The organism is Nisaea denitrificans DSM 18348 (assembly GCF_000426505.1).
Lineage (GTDB): Bacteria > Pseudomonadota > Alphaproteobacteria > Thalassobaculales > Thalassobaculaceae > Nisaea > Nisaea denitrificans.
This window is the reverse complement of the sequence record NZ_AUFM01000021.1, coordinates 62,858-80,354: the sequence shown is the minus strand read 5'-3', so window position 1 is coordinate 80,354 and position 17,497 is coordinate 62,858. Positions and strand designations below refer to the sequence as shown.

Sequence of the window (17,497 nt, the reverse complement as noted above, 5' to 3'; positions counted from 1 at the left end):
GAGACACAACATGCTGCATATCACCTGTCCCTGGTGCGGACCGCGCGACGACAACGAATTCCACTATGGCGGCGAGGCCCACATCCTGCGTCCGGCCACGCCGGAAAAGCTGAGCGACGGGGAGTGGGCCGAGTATCTGTTCCTGAGGCAGAACGCCAAGGGCCCGTTCCTGGAGCGCTGGTCGCACAGCGCCGGTTGCCGGCAGTGGTTCAACGTGGTGCGCAATACCGCCACCGACGAGATCATCGAGATCTATCCGATGGGCGCGCTGCCGAAGAGTGCCGAGGGCATCAAGGCCTATGAAGGCAACTGGCGGCGCCAGAGCGCGGCTGAGAAGAACGCGAAAGCGGGAGTGTCGGGCACATGAGCGGGCAGTCTTTCCGGATCCGCGACAAGGGGCGTATCGACCGCTCCAAGCCGGTCCGCTTCACCTTCGACGGCAAGAGCTACGAGGGTTATGAGGGCGACACGCTTGCCTCCGCCCTGATCGCCAACGGCGTCCACCTGATCGGCCGCAGCTTCAAGTATCACCGCCCGCGCGGCATCCTCGCCGCCGGATCCGAAGAGCCGAACGCGCTGATCCAGCTCGGCGGCGGCAACAAGTCGGAGCCGAACCTGCGGGCAACCCAGATCGAGATCTTCGACGGTCTGGAAGCCGCCAGCCAGAACCGCTGGCCGAACCTCAAGTTCGATGTCGGTGCCATCAATTCGGTGTTCCACCGGTTGTTTCCGGCGGGCTTCTATTACAAGACCTTCATGTGGCCGGCCTCGCTCTGGCTGAAATACGAGCATGTCATCCGGCATGCAGCCGGTCTCGGCAAGGCCCCGCCGGACCGCGATCCGGACCGTTACGAGAAAGTCCATGCCCATGCCGACGTTCTGATTGTTGGCGGCGGACCTGCCGGTCTGGCCGCGGCGCTGGCGGCCGGCAAGACCGGTGCCCGGGTGATCCTGGCTGACGAGACGGCTGACTGGGGCGGATCGCTGCTGTCCGAGAGCGATTGCGAGATTGACGGCAAGGAGCCTGCCCGCTGGGTCGAGGAGAGTGTGGCGGAGCTGGAAGCGATGCCGGAGGTCACTCTGGTCAAGCGCTGCACCATTACCGGCTACTACGATCACAACTATCTGACCGGCCTGGAGCGGGTCAGCGATCATCTCGGCGCCGCGCCGGAACACACACCGCGCCAGCGGCTCTGGAAGATCCGGGCGAAGCGCGTGGTACTGGCGACAGGCGCCCTCGAACGGCCGCTGGTCTTCACGGACAATGACCGTCCGGGCGTCATGTTGTCCTCGGCCGTGCGCACTTACGTCAACCGGTATGGCGTGCTGCCGGGCCGCAAGGCGGTGATCTTCACCAATAACGACGATGCCTACCGCACCGCCCTCGCCCTTGAGGAAGCACACGGCCGCATCGCCGCCATCGTCGATGTCCGCACATCCGTCACCTGCCCGCTGGCCGATGCGGTCCGGGCCAAGGGCATTACCGTCTATGAGAACCACGGCATCGTCTCGGTGCAGGGCTCGCAGAAAGTGTCAGGCGTTGAGGTCATGCAGCTCGACGCAGACGGCACCGGCGTCACCGGTACGGCCAAATCGGTCAATTGCGACCTGATCGCCATGTCCGGCGGCTGGAACCCGACGGTCCACCTGTTCTCCCAGTCCAAGGGCAAGCTTACCTGGGAGCCGGAGATGGCCGCGTTCATCCCCGGCACGGCAAGCCAGGCTCTGGCCAGCGCCGGCGCCTGCAACGGCACCATGGGTCTGGCCGACAGCCTGAAGGAAGGCCTCAAACTCGGCGCCGAAGCCGCCCGCGAGGCCGGACACAAGGGCCGTGCACCAGCCGCCCCGAAAGCCACCGAGCCTGCACAGGGCAGCCTGCGTCCGCTCTGGATCGCACCGGGCAAGGCCAAACTCGGCCGCAAGGGCAAGCATTTCGTCGATTTCCAGAACGACGTGACCGCCGCCGATGTGCAGCTCGCCGCTCGCGAAGGCTACCGCTCGGTCGAGCACCTGAAGCGCTACACCACCACCGGCATGGGCACGGATCAGGGCAAGACCTCCAACGTCAACGCGCTGGCCATCCTGTCGGACGTGCTGGCCTCGGACATTCCGGCGGTCGGCACCACGACGTTCCGTCCGCCCTACACGCCCGCCACCATCGGCGCCTATACGGGCCGGAATGTCGGCAAGCTGTTCGAGCCGATCCGCAAGACCCGGATCGACGAATGGGCCCGTGCCAACGGCGCGAAATTCGAGCATGTCGGCCAGTGGATGCGGGCCTGGTATTTTCCGAAGCAGGGAGAGACCTTCCGTCAGGCCATCGACCGCGAGGTCAAGGCCGTGCGCGACGGCTGCGGCATCCTCGACGCGTCGACCCTCGGCAAGATCGACATCCAGGGCCCGGACGCCGCCGAATTCCTCAACCGCATCTATACCAATGCGTGGCTGAAGCTCGGTGTCGGCCGCTGCCGCTATGGGCTGATGCTGAAGGAAGACGGCATGGTCATGGATGACGGCGTGACCACCTGCATCGGCGAAAATCACTATCACATGACCACCACCACCGGCGGCGCGGCGAACGTGTTGTCCTGGCTGGAGGAATGGCACCAGACTGAATGGCCGGACCTGAAGGTCTTCTTCTCCAGTGTGACCGAGCAATGGTCCGTGGTGGCAATCAATGGCCCGAAAAGCCGGGCGGTGATGCAGAAGCTCTGCACGGATGTGGATTTTTCCGCCGAGGCCTTCCCCTTCATGGCGATGAAGGACGGTACCGTCGCGGGCATCCCGGCGCGGCTCTACCGGATTTCCTTCACAGGTGAGCTGTCCTTTGAGATCAACGTCCCGGCCCGCTACGGCCTGGCCCTCTGGGAAGCGCTGATGGAAGCCGGCAAGGAGTACGACATCACGCCTTACGGCACAGAGACCATGCACGTGCTGCGGGCCGAGAAGGGTTTCATCATCGTCGGGCAGGAAACCGACGGCACGGTGAACCCGCTCGATCTCGGCATGGACTGGATCGTCTCGAAGAAGAAGCCGGACTTTGTCGGCAAGCGCTCCCTTGAGCGCGAAAGCATGGCCTCACCGGATCGCAAACAGCTTGTCGGCCTGCTGACGGAAGATCCGCAGACAGTCCTGCCGGAAGGCGGCCATGTTGTGGAGAAGCTGAAACCGCAGCCGCCAATGGAAATGCTCGGCCATGTCACCTCGAGCTATTACAGCCCGAATTGCGGCCGTTCCATCGCCATGGCCCTGATCAAGGGCGGTCATGCCCGGCACGGCCAAACCCTGCATGTCCCGCTTGAGGACAAGGTCGTGAAGGTCACGGTGACCGAACCCCGGTTCTTTGATCTGGAAGGAGAGCGGATCAATGGCTGATCTGGAAACCCTCACCGCCCGCACCGCGCTCGACCCGCTGGATATCGTCATTGGTGGCCTGTCCGATGCCGGGATCACACTGACCGAGATCCCGTTCCAGACCAGGCTGGTGCTGCGCGGCCTGACGTCGGACAAAAAATTCACCGCCGCCGTCAAAGCCGCGCTGGGTGTCGAACCTCCGTCTAAGCCGGGCACTGTCACCAGCTCCAAGACTGCCCGCGTGCTGTGGACCGGCCCGAACGAGTGGATGGTCTATAGCGACGATGCGGACCTTGCCGCCACGCTGGCGAAGGCCGTCGCCGGACTGCATGCCGCCGTCACCGACGTGACCGAGCATTACACGCTGATCCGGCTTTCCGGCAGACACGCCCGGGATGTGATGATCAAGGGCTGCGCCATCGACCTGCATCCCCGCGAGTTCGGTCCCGGTCAGTGCGTACAAAGCCATCTCGGCCGGATCACGGTCCTGTTCGACCAGACCGACGAGACACCGACCTACGACATCCTCGTCCGGGCCAGCTTCGCCGAATATCTATGGATGTATCTGGAAGATGCCGGGTTGGAATTCGGTGTCCGAATAGAAAGCGTAGGCTGATCCACTCAAGGTGCGATACAATCACACCATGAAATTTGCCGCCATTGCCGACATCCACGGAAACAGCCTCGCTCTGGAAGCCGTCCTCGCCGACATCAAGGCCGAGGGGATTTCCGACATCGTCAATCTCGGGGACTTCTTCAGCAGTCCGCTGGATGCCGAAGGAACCGCGGAACTGCTGCGCGGCATCAACGCCGTCTCGATCCGCGGCAATCATGATCGCTGGCTCATCGAACTCGCGCCCGAGGATATGGGGACGTCGGACCGCCTCGCCTATGACCAACTGGCGACGGAAACGCTCGATTGGATCCGGGAGCTTCCGGCAACCATGGTCTGGCGCGACGAAGTCTTTCTCTGTCACGGCACGCCGGAAGACGACAACACCTACTGGCTGGAACAGGTGACCCCGGACGGAAGGGTTCGCAGCGCGGCGCTTACCGACATCGAAGCACGGGCGCAGGACATCACGCAGCCGCTGATCCTCTGCGCCCATACCCATCTGCCCCGGACAGTGGCCCTCGCGGACGGGCGCCTGGTCGTCAATCCCGGCTCTGTCGGCTGCCCGGCCTATATCGACCTCGAGCCCATACCGCACAAGGTGCAGGCCGGGAAGCCCCACGCCAGCTACGCCATTCTGGAAAAACGGCCGGAGGGCTGGTCTGTCACCCACCGGCACGTGCCATACGCCCATCTGGACATGGCGACACTTGCCATGGAGCGCGGACGTCCTGATTGGGCGGAAGGTCTCGCCACCGGATGGATCAGTAACGAGACCTTCGCCACGATAGCCGGAGCCTGATCAGGCAGCCTTGCCGATCAGACCCTCAGCCTGCATTGCTGCCTGCACCGACGGACGCTCTGCCATCCGGCCCATATAGGCTGCCAGGTTCTGTCGTTCGCCGAGCCCGAGGCCGGTGGGGTTGGTCCAGTTGGTGACGGTGAAGAGATAAGCGTCCGCAATCGAGAAATCCTTGCCGAGGAAGTATGCCCGCCCGTCGGACAGCACTGCTTCAACGTCATCCAGACGCAATGCCACCTTCTTGCGCGCGGCGGTTTTCTCGTCCTCGGTTGAGTCCTTCTTGAACAGCGGGCTGAACGCCTTGTGCAATTCGGCGGAAACGAAGTTGAGCTGCGATTGCAACCGGGCCCGCTCGATACTGCCTTGCGCCGGGGACAACTCTGTCCTGGTGGAGGTGTCCGCGAGATATTGCAGGATGGCTGCACCTTCGGTCAGCACCTCCCCGTCATCGAGCTGCAGAGCAGGAACGTAGCCCTTGCGGTGCACCTGGTAGAAATCGGCACCTGTTTCGGTTTTGTGCGTGGCGCCGTCGACCTTCTCGATATCGACGGAGGCTCCAGTCTCGTGCAGGATGATATGAGACGCGAGGGAACAGGCGCCGGGGATGTAATAGAGCTTCATTGTCTTGGTCTCCTCTGGATAAAACCGCCGGACCGGCGCCGCACACTGCGGCAATGGATGAGACGATCCGACAGCAGGGGTGTCCCGCGGCATTCAGGCGGCGCGGACGGAGTCGAGATCGCCGGTCAGATCATCCATCAACGCGATGGCCGAGCGGTGTTTCAGGTTCGGCGCTGACTGGCCAGCATAGAGCGAGACCAGATCGTCCCTCCCCTGCTTGAGCGCGGCGGCCTTGATGGCGCCGAAGAACCAGCTCTGCACCGGGAATGGCGGCAGCTCGCTCTCCCGTTCCGCCATCTCGTTGATCCAGCGATTGCGGATGCCCCGGGCCAGTCGGCCGGTATAGGAGCGGGTAAGAGCCGTATCACGGGCAGCATCGGTGAAGAGCATGTCCCGGTGCGCCTGTTTGGTGCCGGATTCGGCGCAGGCAAGAAAGGCGGTGCCGATCTGCGCCGCCCCGGCGCCGAGCGTCAGCGCCGCACGGATACCGCGTCCGTCGACAATACCGCCAGCGGCGATCACGGGCGCCTCGACATGAGATGCGGCGACCTGCGTCAGCGAGAAGGTTCCCGTCAGGCTCTCCTCCGCGGATTTCAGGAAGGAGACCCGATGCCCGCCGGCCTCAAGCCCCGTGGCAACGATCAGATCGACACCGGCCGCATCCAGCGCTTCCGCCTCGGCCAGCGTGGTCGCCGCGCCCATGGTACGGATACCGAGCCTGCGGCATTCCTCCAGAACCTTCCCGGATGGAATACCGAAAACGAAACTGAACACCGGAGGACGCGCTTCCAGCAATGCTTCAATCTGGTCCTCGAAGCGGTGGTGGAAACGTTCCGGCGGGGTCGGTTTGGCCAGCCCGAGCTCCTCGAAATAGGGCGCGAAGACCGGATAGAGCCGCTCGAAACCTGCATCGCTCAGATGCTCCCCGCCCGGATCATGATCCGAAACCCAGAGATTGAGTGCGAATGGCTTGGCGGTGGCGCTTGCAAGCTCATGCGTGAGCGCGCCAATTTCCTCCGGTGCGGTGATATGGGCTCCGTAGGAACCAAGCCCGCCCCTGTTGGAGACCGTGGCCGCCAACTCGACGGTCGAAAGGCCGCCGCCGAATGGCCCCTGGATGATCGGGTGCCGGATGCCCAGCCGGGCAACGGCGTCTTGGGTGAACGTCATTCTGCGCTCCTCCTGCTGCGATGACGTTCTTCACTTAGGGCTACTGGTTACTATTGTAAATCAAGTTACATTTGGTAATCTTATTATCCTGTTACAGCTTGGTAACCAGCACACCAAAAGGTAATCCCGCCATGGCCCTGAAGATGCGGAAGAACACGGTCACCCCGCCGCCGGAAGAGTGCCCACTCGGAACCTGCCTCAGTATCATCTCCGGCGCCTGGGCGCCGAACGTCATCTGGTATCTGAGCGAGGCCCCGCGCCGCTTCAGCGAGTTGAAGTCGGATATCCCCGGAGTCTCGTCGAAAATGCTGACGGCACGGCTGAAGGACCTGCAGCAGCACGGCGTCATCTCCCGCACGGTAAAGCCAACCTCTCCGCCATCGGTTGAATACGCGCTGACGGATCTCGGTCTGGAACTGGTTCCTGCGATCAACGCCATCATCGAAGTCGGGCACAAACTGAAGAAACGCAAGGAAGTCGCCGCGGCCTAGGCTTACTGCGCGACCGGCGCTTTCAGGATCAATGTCGCCGATCCATTGAAACGGACTAATTGCTGCCTTCTGTTTCAATCTTCAGCGGCTCGCCGCAATGCTTGCAGTGAACCGCATCTTCCTCGTGCCGGTTCAAACCGCATGACGGACAGGTATAGGACACCTTCCGCGGCCGGAAAATTGCCTGGGCCAGTTGCAGGAACAGGGCCACGCCGACGATCATGATGCCAATCGCAAGCAGCCGCCCGGTCGTTCCGGTCAGCACGATATCGCCGAACCCGGTCGTGGTCAGCGCGGACACGGTGAAATAGAGCGCGGCAATGAAATCCTCGATCCCCGGATTGGCGCCGAACTGCAGCACGAACACCAGCGACGTCACGAAGAAGACGAACACGCCGAGATTGACCGCGCCGAGGATGACGTCCTCGTTGCGGCGGAAAAACGGGGTTTCGGATCGAAGGTCACGCAGCACGTGATAGGAATGCAGCAGCCGAAGCGCCCGGAGAATGCGCAGGAAGGCGAAGCTCTGGCTGAAGATCGGCGCCAGCAGCAGTGACAGGATCACGAAAATATCCGCGATCGTGTAGATTTGCCGCAGCATGCGGAACTTGTTCGGCGCAATCCAGAGCCGGGCCATGAAATCGCCAAAAATCAGCAATCCGACCGCAATATCGATCAGGAATATCTTGGTCGACGGGGTCATGGGGATTGTGACGATAAAGAAGGCGATCGTGAAAACATCAAACGCAATCAGCGCGTAGCGGAACAGCTCCGCCCTGCGGCTCCGTCCGGTGTAAAGCAGTCTTATCGCTTCTTTAAGTTTCGTCTCAGCCATGGATTTGACTCGTCACCCCGTCCGCGCATTTCACTGACCGCCCCCGAAAGGTCAGACCCGGTGCCATACAAACCCATATCCGGTTGTATTGAAAACAAAACCCGGCGAAAGGCGAACGCAAACGGCCAGTCTCTTTACCGCTGTTTCATTGATTGAACGGCCGGGCGGCTCTAGGCTGCTCCTCCCGCCGACATCAGCCCCGCGAGCGAGCATGAAACTCTCCGACCTCCAGACCCCCTGCCTGATCCTCGACAAGAGCCGGGTGGAGCGCAATTGTGCCCGCATGAGCGCGCGTGCCAAAGAGCTCGGCGTGGCCCTGCGCCCGCATATGAAAACCGGCAAATCGGCGGAGATCGCGAAGATCGCAACGGCGGGCCAGACTGGCGGCGTCACCGTCTCGACGCTGGCGGAAGCGGAATATCTGTTCGAACACGGCTTTGCCGACATCCTCTATGCCGTCAGCATCCCGCCCTCGAAACTGGACCGTGCCGCCGCGTTGACGGCTGAGGGCGCGGATCTGAAGATCCTGATCGACAGTGTGGAGGTGGCAGAGGCCATCGCCGCCCATCCGGGCAGCCACGCGGCCCTGATCGAGATTGATTGCGGCGAGCACCGGACCGGTGTCGACCATGACAATGACCGCCTGCTCGCCATCGCCCGCATTCTGGACACGTCCCCGCGCGCACGCCTCGCCGGTGTGATGACCCATGCCGGCCATTCCTATCGCGGCCGCACGCCGGAAGACATGAAAGCCGTCGCCAGCGTCGAACGGGACGCGGCCGTCGCGGCGGCGGAGCTGATCCGGGCCGACGGCATCGCCTGCATGATCGTCAGCGTCGGCTCGACCCCGACCGCGCTCTATGCCGATCACCTCGACGGCGTCACCGAAATGCGCCCCGGCGTCTATACGCTCGGCGATCTGTTCCAGGCCGGCATCGGCAGCCACGGCATCGACGATATCGCCTCATCCGTCGTCGCCAGCGTGATCTCCCACAACAAGGCCCGAGGCACCCTGATCCTCGATGCGGGCGGCATCGCCCTCTCCAAGGACCGCTCGACCGAAGCGCTCGGCAAGGATGGCGATATGGGCTTCGGCCTGCTCGCGGATCTGGAGACCGGAAAACCGCTGCACGACCTCACCATCCGGGGCACGCACCAGGAACACGGCGAAGTCCACCTGCCCGACCCGTCACTGTTCGAGGAACTGCCTATCGGCGCCCGCGTCCGCGTCCTGCCGAACCATGTCTGCATGACCGTCGCGGCCTATGAGAATTATGAAGTGTTCGAGGAAGGCTCGGACGAGATTATCGCGCGGTGGGACCGGCGCAACGGCTGGTAAGCCGCCGCGCCGTCCTCAATCAGATCAGACCATCGAGTCCGGGAAGGACGCCTTGCGCTTGGTCATGAACTCGACCAGCGCCTCGTCCACCGCCGGATCGATTTCCGGGGCCTGGTATTCCGCCAGCATGGTCTTCACCCGGTCCCCGGTGCGGCGGTAGGCGTCGCGTTCGCCTTCGGCGTGCCATTGCTCGTAGGTGTTGTTGTCGGCCACTTGGGAGCGGAAGAAGGCGTTTTCGAAATTCGCCTGGGTGTGAGCGCAGCCGAGGAAATGCTTGCCGGGGCCGACCTCGCGGATCGCGTCCATGGCCTGACCGTTCTCGGTCAGGTCGACGCCGCCTAGAAGCGTCGGCATCATGGCGAGCTGGTCCGCATCCATCAGCAGCTTCTCGTAAGAGGCCACGAGCCCGCCTTCAAGCCAGCCGGCGCTGTGCAGGACGAAATTGACGCCCCCCATCACCGTCGGGTTCAGGGTCTGTGCGGACTCATAGGCCGCCTGAGCATCCGGGGTCTTGGAGCCGCAGAGCGAGCCGCCGGAACGGAACGGCACGCCGAGACGGCGGGCGAGCTGGGCGCAGCCATAGAGCACCATGGCAGGCTCCGGCGTGCCGAAGGTCGGGGCACCGGACTGCATGGAGATGGAGCTGGCGAAGGAGCCGAAGATCACCGGGGCGCCGGGCCGGACGAGCTGGGCGAAGGCGATCCCGGCCATGGCTTCGGCCAGGGTCTGGGCGAGCGTGCCCGCCACCGTCACCGGCGACATGGCGCCCGCGAGGATGAAGGGTGTGGTGATGCAGGCCTGATTGTTGCGGGCATAGGTCTTCAGGGCGCCCAGCATGGTGCCGTCCCAGACCATCGGCGAGTTGGCGTTGATCAGGCTGGTGCAGACCGTGTTGTTTTCGACGAACTCGGCGCCGAACAGGATCTTCGCCATGTCCACCGTGTCCTGCGCCCGTTCTGGCGCGGTGACAGAGCCCATGAACGGCTTGTCACTGTATTTCATGTGGGCATAGACCATGTCGAAATGCCGCTTGTTCACGGGCAGATCGACCGGCTCACACACCGTCCCGCCGGAATGGTGCAGCGACGGCAGCATGTAGGTCAGCTTCACGAAATTCTGGAAGTCCTCGATGGTCGCGTAGCGGCGGCCGCCATCGACATCGCTGACAAAGGGCGGGCCGTAGACCGGCGCGAAGATCGTGTTCTTGCCGCCGACCTCGACCGAGCGGGCCGGGTTGCGGGCATGCTGGGTGAAGGTCGAGGGCGCCGTCGCGCAGAGCTTTCGGGCGAGACCGCGCGGGATGTGGACCCGCGTGCCCTGCACGTCCGCGCCAGCATCGCGCCACAGGGCGAGGGCTTCCTCGTCGTCCTGAAACTCGATGCCGATCTCTTCCATGATGGTCTCGGCATTGGCCTCGATGATCTCGAGACCTTCCTCTGTGAGGACTTCATAGACCGGCACGTTGCGGGTGATGTAAGGCGCCTGCACTTGGCTCGGCTTCGACCGGGAGGCGCGGCGGGCTTCCCTGCCGCCGCCGCTGCGGCCACGACGGCCGCGCGCTTCGCCAGAAGCATCAATACCATTACCGGCGTTTTCGAGATCCCGAGCTTCCGCGGCCATCTCGTGTCCTCCAAAGTTTGTTCGCTTCATCGATATGAGCACGATTGGAAGTGTGAACTTTCAAATGCGCGTCATCTGTTGTCGCCCTTGAGCCAGATTTTGATCTGGCGCAATCCCTTGCTGAGCCTGCGACACAGCCGGGCGAGCCATGTTCGGAGCACGGCACAGGGCCATAGGCATGCATGAATAGGCAATTGAACCTATGCGCGGGCGGTGAGATGCTTTCTTCAACGCATAAAGCCGGACGTCCCGGCCTTCATGGTTGCGGGACAGACCGGCCAGCTCCGGAGGAGATAGCCATGTTCCGACATATTGCGTCTTTCGCCCTCTGCTTGGGCCTTGCCGCCGGTATCGCCAGCAGCAAAGCCGAGGCCAGCGCGGCCGAAACAAAACTGCCCCAGGTTCTCGGCCTCATCGCCACCAAGCTCCCCGTCCCGCTTAATTGCACAGACGGCACCTGCACCGGTTTCTTCTCCGCCTTTTGCCTGCAGGAACATCGCCCGAAGCCGGACGCCGGCCATGTCTATGACGTCGCCGGGGAAGGCGATATCACCATGGTGGTCGCGAAGAAGGACGGCAGCACAGCCGAGTTCTCGGCCGCGGGCCTACTGCATTTCGAAAGCACCGGCGCCTATACCTCGGTCCGGATCTCCATGGATGCAGGGCGGCTCGCCTCCCTCGATGCCGCCTCGATCTCCCTGAGCGTGCCGCGCCGGGTCTCCCTGCTGCCGCGTTCCGAGCCGACTGTCGCGGCCCTGCCCAGTAAAGAGGATCTGGAAACGGCGCTCGGCGAGAAGCGGGTGCTGGCGGAAGGCTATTTCGAGAATGGCTCGCCCCGCGCCGATAGCGGCGCGTTGATCTCCCGGATGATCAACCTCCTGCCGGCTGACGGGTATGCAGGGAAAGCGCTGCGCGGCGGCGTCTGGGACAAGGCGACCACACCCGCCAATCTCCGGCAGTTCGCACCGCAGGGCATCGAGGCCGCCCGCGACGCCTACGCGCGCTGCAAGGCCTATGGCGATCAGGGCTACAAGGTCCGCCTGCGCGGCTGCCTCGAGAAGAGCCACGACAAGCTGATGCGGAACCTGAACGACAAATACTGGGAAGGCGACGCCGGGTTCTGAGCCGCTTTCCATACGTCGAAATAGGCCACCGCCGCTCCGGGTGGAGAAGCGGCGGTGGCCCTATCACTACGCCTTATTCCGCATCGGCGGAAACGTAGATCACTCCGCGAACGGTCTGGCCACCTTGCGGTAATTGCGCCTTCACAAAACCAACGGACTGCACGGTTCCACACGAGCCTGGGGACACACGCAACGTCCCCTCGCTCACACTATTTGACGGATCGATCAGCTGTATATTGAAGCTCACCTGCGTGCCGTTGCCCTGACAGAGGCAAACCGTCGCCGTATGCCGGTTTTGTTGAAAATCCGAGAACAGCTCGCGGGTTGCCTCCGCCGATGTCGCCTCGGAAGCCGGGATCACAAATTGCAGTCCCTGGCCCACGCCCTCCGACCCCGAGCATAGAAGCTGTTGCGCATGTGCCGGCCGGGGCAATCCGCTCATTGCAGCGGCACAAACAGCAGCTACGCCGAACACGTTTGATATGAGTTTTAACGTCATCTCACCCTCCTCTTAATGAGAAACGCAATCATAGCGCGATTATGAGTAATTTTATACTCAAATTTAAGTGACTTCAGGATAAGGGAGATTCTTCAGTAGTGAATCACTCTGCAATTCACCGATCGTCATCCCGGCCGGAAAGCGGGACGACGGATTTGGGAATTGCCTAAAGCGTTCGACGTTCTTGCAGAACCGCTTCCTCGACATGTATCCGATAGGCCAGCAGGGCCAGGTTGGCGGCACCGAACAACACGGCAATGTCCCAGGCGCCGAAGGCGAACGGCAGCAGCGGGATTTCCACCGCGACCAGCAGATAGTTAGGGTGCCGGAGAAAGCGATACGGGCCGCGCCGAACCAAAGGCGCGTCCGGCAAGGTCACGATCCGCGTGGTCCAGTATGGCCCGAGGCTGGCGATGATCCAGACGCGGACAACCTGCAGGGCGGCGAAAACGGCGAGCAATGACAGGCTTGGCGCCTTTGCCTCATGCACCAGAAAGAACAGGGCAAGCAGCCAGCTTCCGTGCAGCAGGACGAACAGCGGATAATGCCCGGCGCCATGCTCTTGCCCGCCCCGCGCTATCAGACGCGCGAGGTTGCGCCGCGCATAGACCAGCTCAGCCAGGCGCAGCCCGGCCACGACCAGCGCCGTCCATTGTGCCCATCCCAATTCCATCCCGCTCACCCTTCCAGCACGGCGAAGCCGGCGGTGAAACCGGGGCCGAGCGCCTGCACCAGAACGCGCCGGCCGCCGATGCCGTCCGCTTTCATCCGTTCCAGCACGAAAAACACAGTCGCCGCCGACATGTTCCCGTAATCCCGCAGCACCGACCGGGAATGCTCAAGTCCGCCTTCCGGCAGGTCGAATGCCTCTTCCAACGCATCAGCAACCTTCGCACCGCCGGGATGGCAGGCGAACAGGTCGATATCAGAGAGGCTCAATCCGTGGCGGGCCAGGAAACGGTCCACCTCGCTGCGCATGCCAGTGCGAACGATCTCCGGAATGCGCGGGCTGAAGATCACGCCGAAGCCATCCTCCTCCACCGACCAGCCCATGACGTCGAGGGAGTCTGGCCAGGCGTGCTCACCCCAGGCAGAGACAGCCGCACCTTCACCGCCTTCACCACCGCGCAACAAAGCCGCCGCCGCGCCATCGCCGAAGATCGCGGTCGCCACCTGATTGGATTTACCGGTGTCGGACCAGCGGAAGGTCAGACTGCACAGCTCAACCACCAGCAGCAGGACCGTCTCTCCCTCCCCACTCGCCGCAAGCTGTGCTGCCCTGCCAAGGCCGAGGACACCACCGGCACAGCCAAGCCCGAACAGCGGGACCCGTTTCACATCGTCCCGGAAATCCAGCCGCCGCAGCAGCCGTGCATCCAGGCTCGGCGTTGCAATGCCGGTGCTGGAGACGACGACCAGAGTGTCCACGTCCGAAGCGGCGAGACCGGCCTGCTCCAGTGCCCGGCCTGCGGCCTCGGCCAGAAGGTCCTCGGCGACCTCGAGATAGATCCGGTTCGCCTCTGCCCAGCTGCGCGGCCTGGCGAACCAGTCGAGCGGTACGGACAGATAGCGCGTCTCGACCCCGGCATTGACATAGACCGGTGCCAACCGGGCAAAGGCCGGCACCCGCTCTTCGAAGATCTGGCGGGCATGGGCAAGGGCATCGGCTTGCAACAGGCGGTGACGGGGCACGGCGGTCGCGACGCTGAGAAGTTTAGGATTAACCATGCTGTCAATGTGCGCCCGATCCTTCACACGACAAATGAAAAACCCGCGACGCTTTTTGTCGCGGGTTTTTCATTCAGGCGCGGGACGGTTTTGGTAATCCAGCCCTCAGGCCAGTGCAGCCGTTTCGACACCCCAGATGCCGGTCAGTGAGGTCCGCTTCGCATAGTCTGTAAAACGGCGCGGCGGACGGCCGAGCGCCTGGCTTACACCATCCGTCACATTGGCATTGCGCCCGTCCAGGACAGTGGTGAAGAGGTACAGGACAAGCGAGATCATATCTTCCGGCACGCCGGCCTGCTCCATCGCGGCCTTGTAGTCCGCCGCCGGGATCTGCCGATAACGGATCGGCTTCTCCGATGCAGCTGCAATACCGGCAACGGCTTCGGAAAAGCTCAGCAGCTCCGGGCCGGTGACCTCATAGAGCTTGCCGATATGCGCTGGATCGGTAAGGGCCGCCGCCGCCACATCGGCAATATCCTCGACGTCTATGAACGGCTCCTTCACATCGCCGATCGGCAGCGCGACCTCGCCCGTATTGATGGCGTCGGCCAGGAAGGTCTCGCTGAAATTCTGGAAGAACCAGCTCGCCCGGACGATGGTCCAGTCAGCGCCCGAGGCGATCAGCATCTGTTCCGTCTGCTCGGCCTCTTCCTCGCCCCGGCCGGACAGAAGAACCATGCGCTTCACACCTGCACGGAGCGCCGTCTCGACAAAGTCGCCGACCGTTTTCAGGGCGCCCGGAACAGCAAGATCCGGATGATAGGCGATGTAGATGGCCCGCGTTCCCTCGACCACAGGCGCCCAGGTTTCCGGCGCGTCCCAGTCGAACGGCAGCGCTGCTTCACGGGAGCCGATTCGGACAGGCTGTCCCTGTTCGATCAACCGCTTCACCACCCGTTGTCCGGTCTTGCCCGTCCCGCCCAACACCAGGATCGGCGCCGTCTCGTCGTATCTGTTCATCACGTTCTCCATAAATGTGAGGATTACTCATATTTTGAAATCTGATAAACTCTCACATTTACCAAGTCAACGAAATTTGCTCAGATGCGGGGTGAGTTCACGGAGTGGTTATGTCGAAGAATTTGCCGGACATGTCGCAGGTCGCGCTGGAGCACATCTCGCTCCGCCGCATGCCCAATCAGGAACGCAGCCGCGCACGTGTCGAACACATGCTGAACTGCGCCATCCAGCTGATCGCCGAGAAGGGCAGCGAGGCGATGACGATGAGCGAGGTGGCGCGGCTGGCCGACGTCTCCATCGGCTCGCTCTACCAGTATTTTCCGGACAAGAGCGCAATCATCCGGGCACTCGCCGAGCATTACGGTGCGGAATGCCTCAGATGCATCAGGGACGGGCTGTCGGAAGCGGAGACGCTAGACGCCCTCTGCGATGCGCTGAACGAGCTGATCGACGTCTATTACGCTCTCTTCGAAGCGGAACCGGTCATTCGCGACATCTATTCCGGCATAGGCGCCGACAAGACCCTGAGAGACATGGAAATCGCGGAAAGCCGCAAGAGCGGCGCCCTGCTTTCCGAGGCTCTCTGCCGTGTCGCGCCGGACTGTGACCCCGAGCGCGCCGCCACAGATTGTTTCCTGATCATGCATTTTGGCGAAGCCGCCATGCGGCTCGCGATTTCGGTCGAGCCGGACGAAGGAGCGAAACTCGTCGATACCTATAAACGCATGGCCGTGAGTGAATTGCACCGGGCCGGAACAGAACGCTGAACGGGTGTCCTGCAGCGCTCACAGTCTTGTGTGTCCGCATCCTTTTTACCCGGTCGACAGAATGCCTCTTTCGCCACACAAAGCTCCCGCAAAGGGGAGATTCGGATGACGAATACGGCGAAATTCTGGAACAAACACGCAGAAGGCTATGCGAAACGCCCCGTCGGGGACGAGGCAGCGTACGAACGCAAGCTCGCCCTGACCCGCGCACGCCTCACCCACGGCATGGAGGTTCTCGAATTCGGCTGCGGCACTGGAACCACGGCCCTGCATCATGCCCCGCATGTCGCGCATATCCGGGCGGTGGATATCTCACCGAAAATGCTGGAAATCGCACACCGCAAGGCGGAAACCGCCAGCGTCGGGAATATCACCTTCGAGGTTGCGGATTTCGACAGCCTGGAGGCTGAAGACGGAGACTATGATATCGTCATGGCGCACAGCATCCTGCACCTGCTGCGGGACCGCCGGACCGCCATCGCGAAAGCGGTGCGCCTGCTGAAGCCGGGAGGGCTCTTCATCAGCTCCACCCCGTGCCTTGCCGGTGGCCGGTTGGGCTGGTTGCGCTTCGTTCTCCCACCGGCACGCTGGCTCGGTCTCGTACCGTGGGTCGGCTTCTTCACCGCCGAGACCCTGATCGCCGACTTCGAAGCGGCGGGGCTTGAGATAGAGGAAAGCTGGCACCCCGGACCGGCAAAGGCGCTATTCGTAATCGCCCGCAAACAGTGACCGGCGCGGGTATGTGTCAAAGCCCGACGGGCGTACCGCCACTGATCGGCATGGCGATCCCGGTGATGTATTCCGCGCGCGGGCCGGCAAGAAATGCAACGGCCTCGGCCACCTCTTCCGGCTCCCCTGCCCGGCGCATCGCCACGGTTTTATAGCGTTCCTGCTTCACCACTTTGACCGGACGGCCGCTTTCGCGCGCCAGACGCTCGTTCGCCGCCGCATGCATGTCCGTTGCGATGAAGCCGGGGCAGACCACGTTGCAGCGAATGCCATCCACGCCGAACTCCGCCGCGACCGTCTTGGTCAGACCGACCAGCCCGTGTTTCATGGCGGTATAGGCGCCGAATCCGGCATCGGCACCGAGACTGCCGGTGGAGCCGATATTGACGATGCTGCCGCCACCGGACGCCTGCATCTCCGGGATCACCGCCTGGGTGAACATGGCCGGGCCTAGCAGGTTCACGGCAAAGCTCGCTTCCCATTCGGCCGGCTTCGTTTCCAGGAAAGGCGCGGACCCGGCGAGAGAGCCCGCATTGTTCACCAAAATGTCGATGTGGCCGAAATGCTCCCTCGCCAGCTTCACCGCGGTCTCGATATCTGATTTCCGGGTAATGTCGACCGTCACGGCCAATGCCGTTCCCCCGGCCGCCGTGATCTCCGAGACGATATCCGCGAGTAGGTTCGTCGTTTCAGGTGTCCCGATGTCGCTGACGATGACGGACCCGCCTTCCGCCGCCAGACGCAGGGCAACAGCCCGGCCGATGCCACGTGGAGCGGAAGCCCCGGTCACGATCGCCACCTTGCCAACGAGTTCTGCCATGATCATCAGCCGCCCCAAATGAAAG

Annotated in this window: 18 protein-coding genes; 9 read left to right on the top strand and 9 right to left on the bottom strand. The window is 62.9% G+C overall.

Annotated elements, in window-relative coordinates:
• Positions 1-10 precede the first annotated feature (10 nt).
• From K328_RS24415 to K328_RS0116075, 4 genes are read left to right on the top strand one after another with little or no spacing between them, the layout of a single operon-like run.
• The gene (locus K328_RS24415) at positions 11-367 is read left to right on the top strand and encodes a sarcosine oxidase subunit delta (RefSeq protein ID WP_051284992.1); all 357 of its coding nucleotides are present in this window, start codon (positions 11-13) and stop codon (positions 365-367) included.
• Positions 364-3,375, top strand: a complete 3,012-nt coding sequence (locus K328_RS0116085) for a sarcosine oxidase subunit alpha (protein ID WP_028466852.1) — start codon at positions 364-366, stop codon at positions 3,373-3,375. Before K328_RS24415 ends, K328_RS0116085 begins: the two co-directional genes overlap by 4 nt.
• A complete protein-coding gene (locus K328_RS24410; protein WP_051284991.1) occupies positions 3,368-3,970 on the top strand; it encodes a sarcosine oxidase subunit gamma in 603 nt (200 codons plus the stop codon). Before K328_RS0116085 ends, K328_RS24410 begins: the two co-directional genes overlap by 8 nt.
• A gap of 28 nt (positions 3,971-3,998) precedes the next feature.
• Positions 3,999-4,769 carry a metallophosphoesterase family protein gene (locus K328_RS0116075; RefSeq protein ID WP_028466851.1) on the top strand — a complete coding sequence of 257 codons (771 nt, stop codon included), beginning with the start codon at positions 3,999-4,001 and terminating at the stop codon, positions 4,767-4,769.
• On the opposite strand, the gene gstA is transcribed toward K328_RS0116075, so the two are convergent.
• Both gstA and K328_RS0116065 read right to left on the bottom strand, forming a co-directional pair.
• Complete coding sequence (gene gstA / locus K328_RS0116070) at positions 4,770-5,390, bottom strand: glutathione transferase GstA (protein ID WP_028466850.1); 621 nt, start codon at positions 5,388-5,390, stop codon at positions 4,770-4,772.
• 93 nt (positions 5,391-5,483) lie between these two features.
• On the bottom strand, positions 5,484-6,560 hold the full coding sequence (locus K328_RS0116065) for an NAD(P)H-dependent flavin oxidoreductase (protein WP_028466849.1): 1,077 nt from the start codon (positions 6,558-6,560) through the stop codon (positions 5,484-5,486).
• A 131-nt stretch (positions 6,561-6,691) separates the two neighbouring features.
• Between K328_RS0116065 and K328_RS0116060 the strand changes: the two genes are divergently transcribed.
• Positions 6,692-7,051 carry a winged helix-turn-helix transcriptional regulator gene (locus K328_RS0116060; protein WP_028466848.1) on the top strand — a complete coding sequence of 120 codons (360 nt, stop codon included), beginning with the start codon at positions 6,692-6,694 and terminating at the stop codon, positions 7,049-7,051.
• Between the two features lie 55 nt (positions 7,052-7,106).
• On the opposite strand, the gene K328_RS0116055 is transcribed toward K328_RS0116060, so the two are convergent.
• Complete coding sequence (locus K328_RS0116055) at positions 7,107-7,886, bottom strand: ion channel (protein ID WP_028466847.1); 780 nt, start codon at positions 7,884-7,886, stop codon at positions 7,107-7,109.
• 211 nt (positions 7,887-8,097) lie between these two features.
• Between K328_RS0116055 and K328_RS0116050 the strand changes: the two genes are divergently transcribed.
• The gene (locus tag K328_RS0116050) at positions 8,098-9,225 is read left to right on the top strand and encodes an alanine racemase (protein ID WP_028466846.1); all 1,128 of its coding nucleotides are present in this window, start codon (positions 8,098-8,100) and stop codon (positions 9,223-9,225) included.
• Positions 9,226-9,249: 24 nt separating this feature from the next.
• On the opposite strand, the gene K328_RS0116045 is transcribed toward K328_RS0116050, so the two are convergent.
• Positions 9,250-10,845, bottom strand: coding sequence for a trimethylamine methyltransferase family protein (locus K328_RS0116045; RefSeq protein WP_051284990.1), 1,596 nt, complete (start codon positions 10,843-10,845; stop codon positions 9,250-9,252).
• Positions 10,846-11,144: 299 nt separating this feature from the next.
• On the opposite strand from K328_RS0116045, the gene K328_RS0116040 reads away from it, so the two are divergent.
• Entirely contained in the window at positions 11,145-11,969 is an 825-nt protein-coding gene (locus K328_RS0116040; RefSeq protein ID WP_028466844.1) for a hypothetical protein, read from the top strand.
• Positions 11,970-12,042: 73 nt separating this feature from the next.
• Here the strand turns inward: K328_RS0116040 and K328_RS0116035 are convergent, their stop codons facing one another.
• The 4 genes from K328_RS0116035 to K328_RS0116020 form a co-directional block, all read right to left on the bottom strand.
• Positions 12,043-12,468: a hypothetical protein gene (locus K328_RS0116035; RefSeq protein WP_028466843.1), complete on the bottom strand. Its 426-nt coding sequence runs from the start codon at positions 12,466-12,468 to the stop codon at positions 12,043-12,045.
• 166 nt (positions 12,469-12,634) lie between these two features.
• Entirely contained in the window at positions 12,635-13,141 is a 507-nt protein-coding gene (locus tag K328_RS0116030; protein WP_028466842.1) for an isoprenylcysteine carboxyl methyltransferase family protein, read from the bottom strand.
• A 5-nt stretch (positions 13,142-13,146) separates the two neighbouring features.
• On the bottom strand, positions 13,147-14,196 hold the full coding sequence (locus K328_RS0116025; RefSeq protein ID WP_028466841.1) for a type III polyketide synthase: 1,050 nt from the start codon (positions 14,194-14,196) through the stop codon (positions 13,147-13,149).
• Between the two features lie 105 nt (positions 14,197-14,301).
• Entirely contained in the window at positions 14,302-15,156 is an 855-nt protein-coding gene (locus tag K328_RS0116020; RefSeq protein WP_028466840.1) for an NmrA family NAD(P)-binding protein, read from the bottom strand.
• A gap of 110 nt (positions 15,157-15,266) precedes the next feature.
• On the opposite strand from K328_RS0116020, the gene K328_RS0116015 reads away from it, so the two are divergent.
• Together K328_RS0116015 and K328_RS0116010 are read left to right on the top strand one after the other, a co-directional pair.
• Entirely contained in the window at positions 15,267-15,923 is a 657-nt protein-coding gene (locus tag K328_RS0116015) for a TetR/AcrR family transcriptional regulator (RefSeq protein WP_245577572.1), read from the top strand.
• A gap of 105 nt (positions 15,924-16,028) precedes the next feature.
• On the top strand, positions 16,029-16,652 hold the full coding sequence (locus K328_RS0116010) for a class I SAM-dependent methyltransferase (RefSeq protein ID WP_028466838.1): 624 nt from the start codon (positions 16,029-16,031) through the stop codon (positions 16,650-16,652).
• A gap of 16 nt (positions 16,653-16,668) precedes the next feature.
• Here K328_RS0116010 and K328_RS0116005 read toward each other — a convergent pair whose 3' ends face one another.
• Positions 16,669-17,472: an SDR family NAD(P)-dependent oxidoreductase gene (locus K328_RS0116005; protein WP_028466837.1), complete on the bottom strand. Its 804-nt coding sequence runs from the start codon at positions 17,470-17,472 to the stop codon at positions 16,669-16,671.
• Positions 17,473-17,497 lie beyond the last annotated feature (25 nt).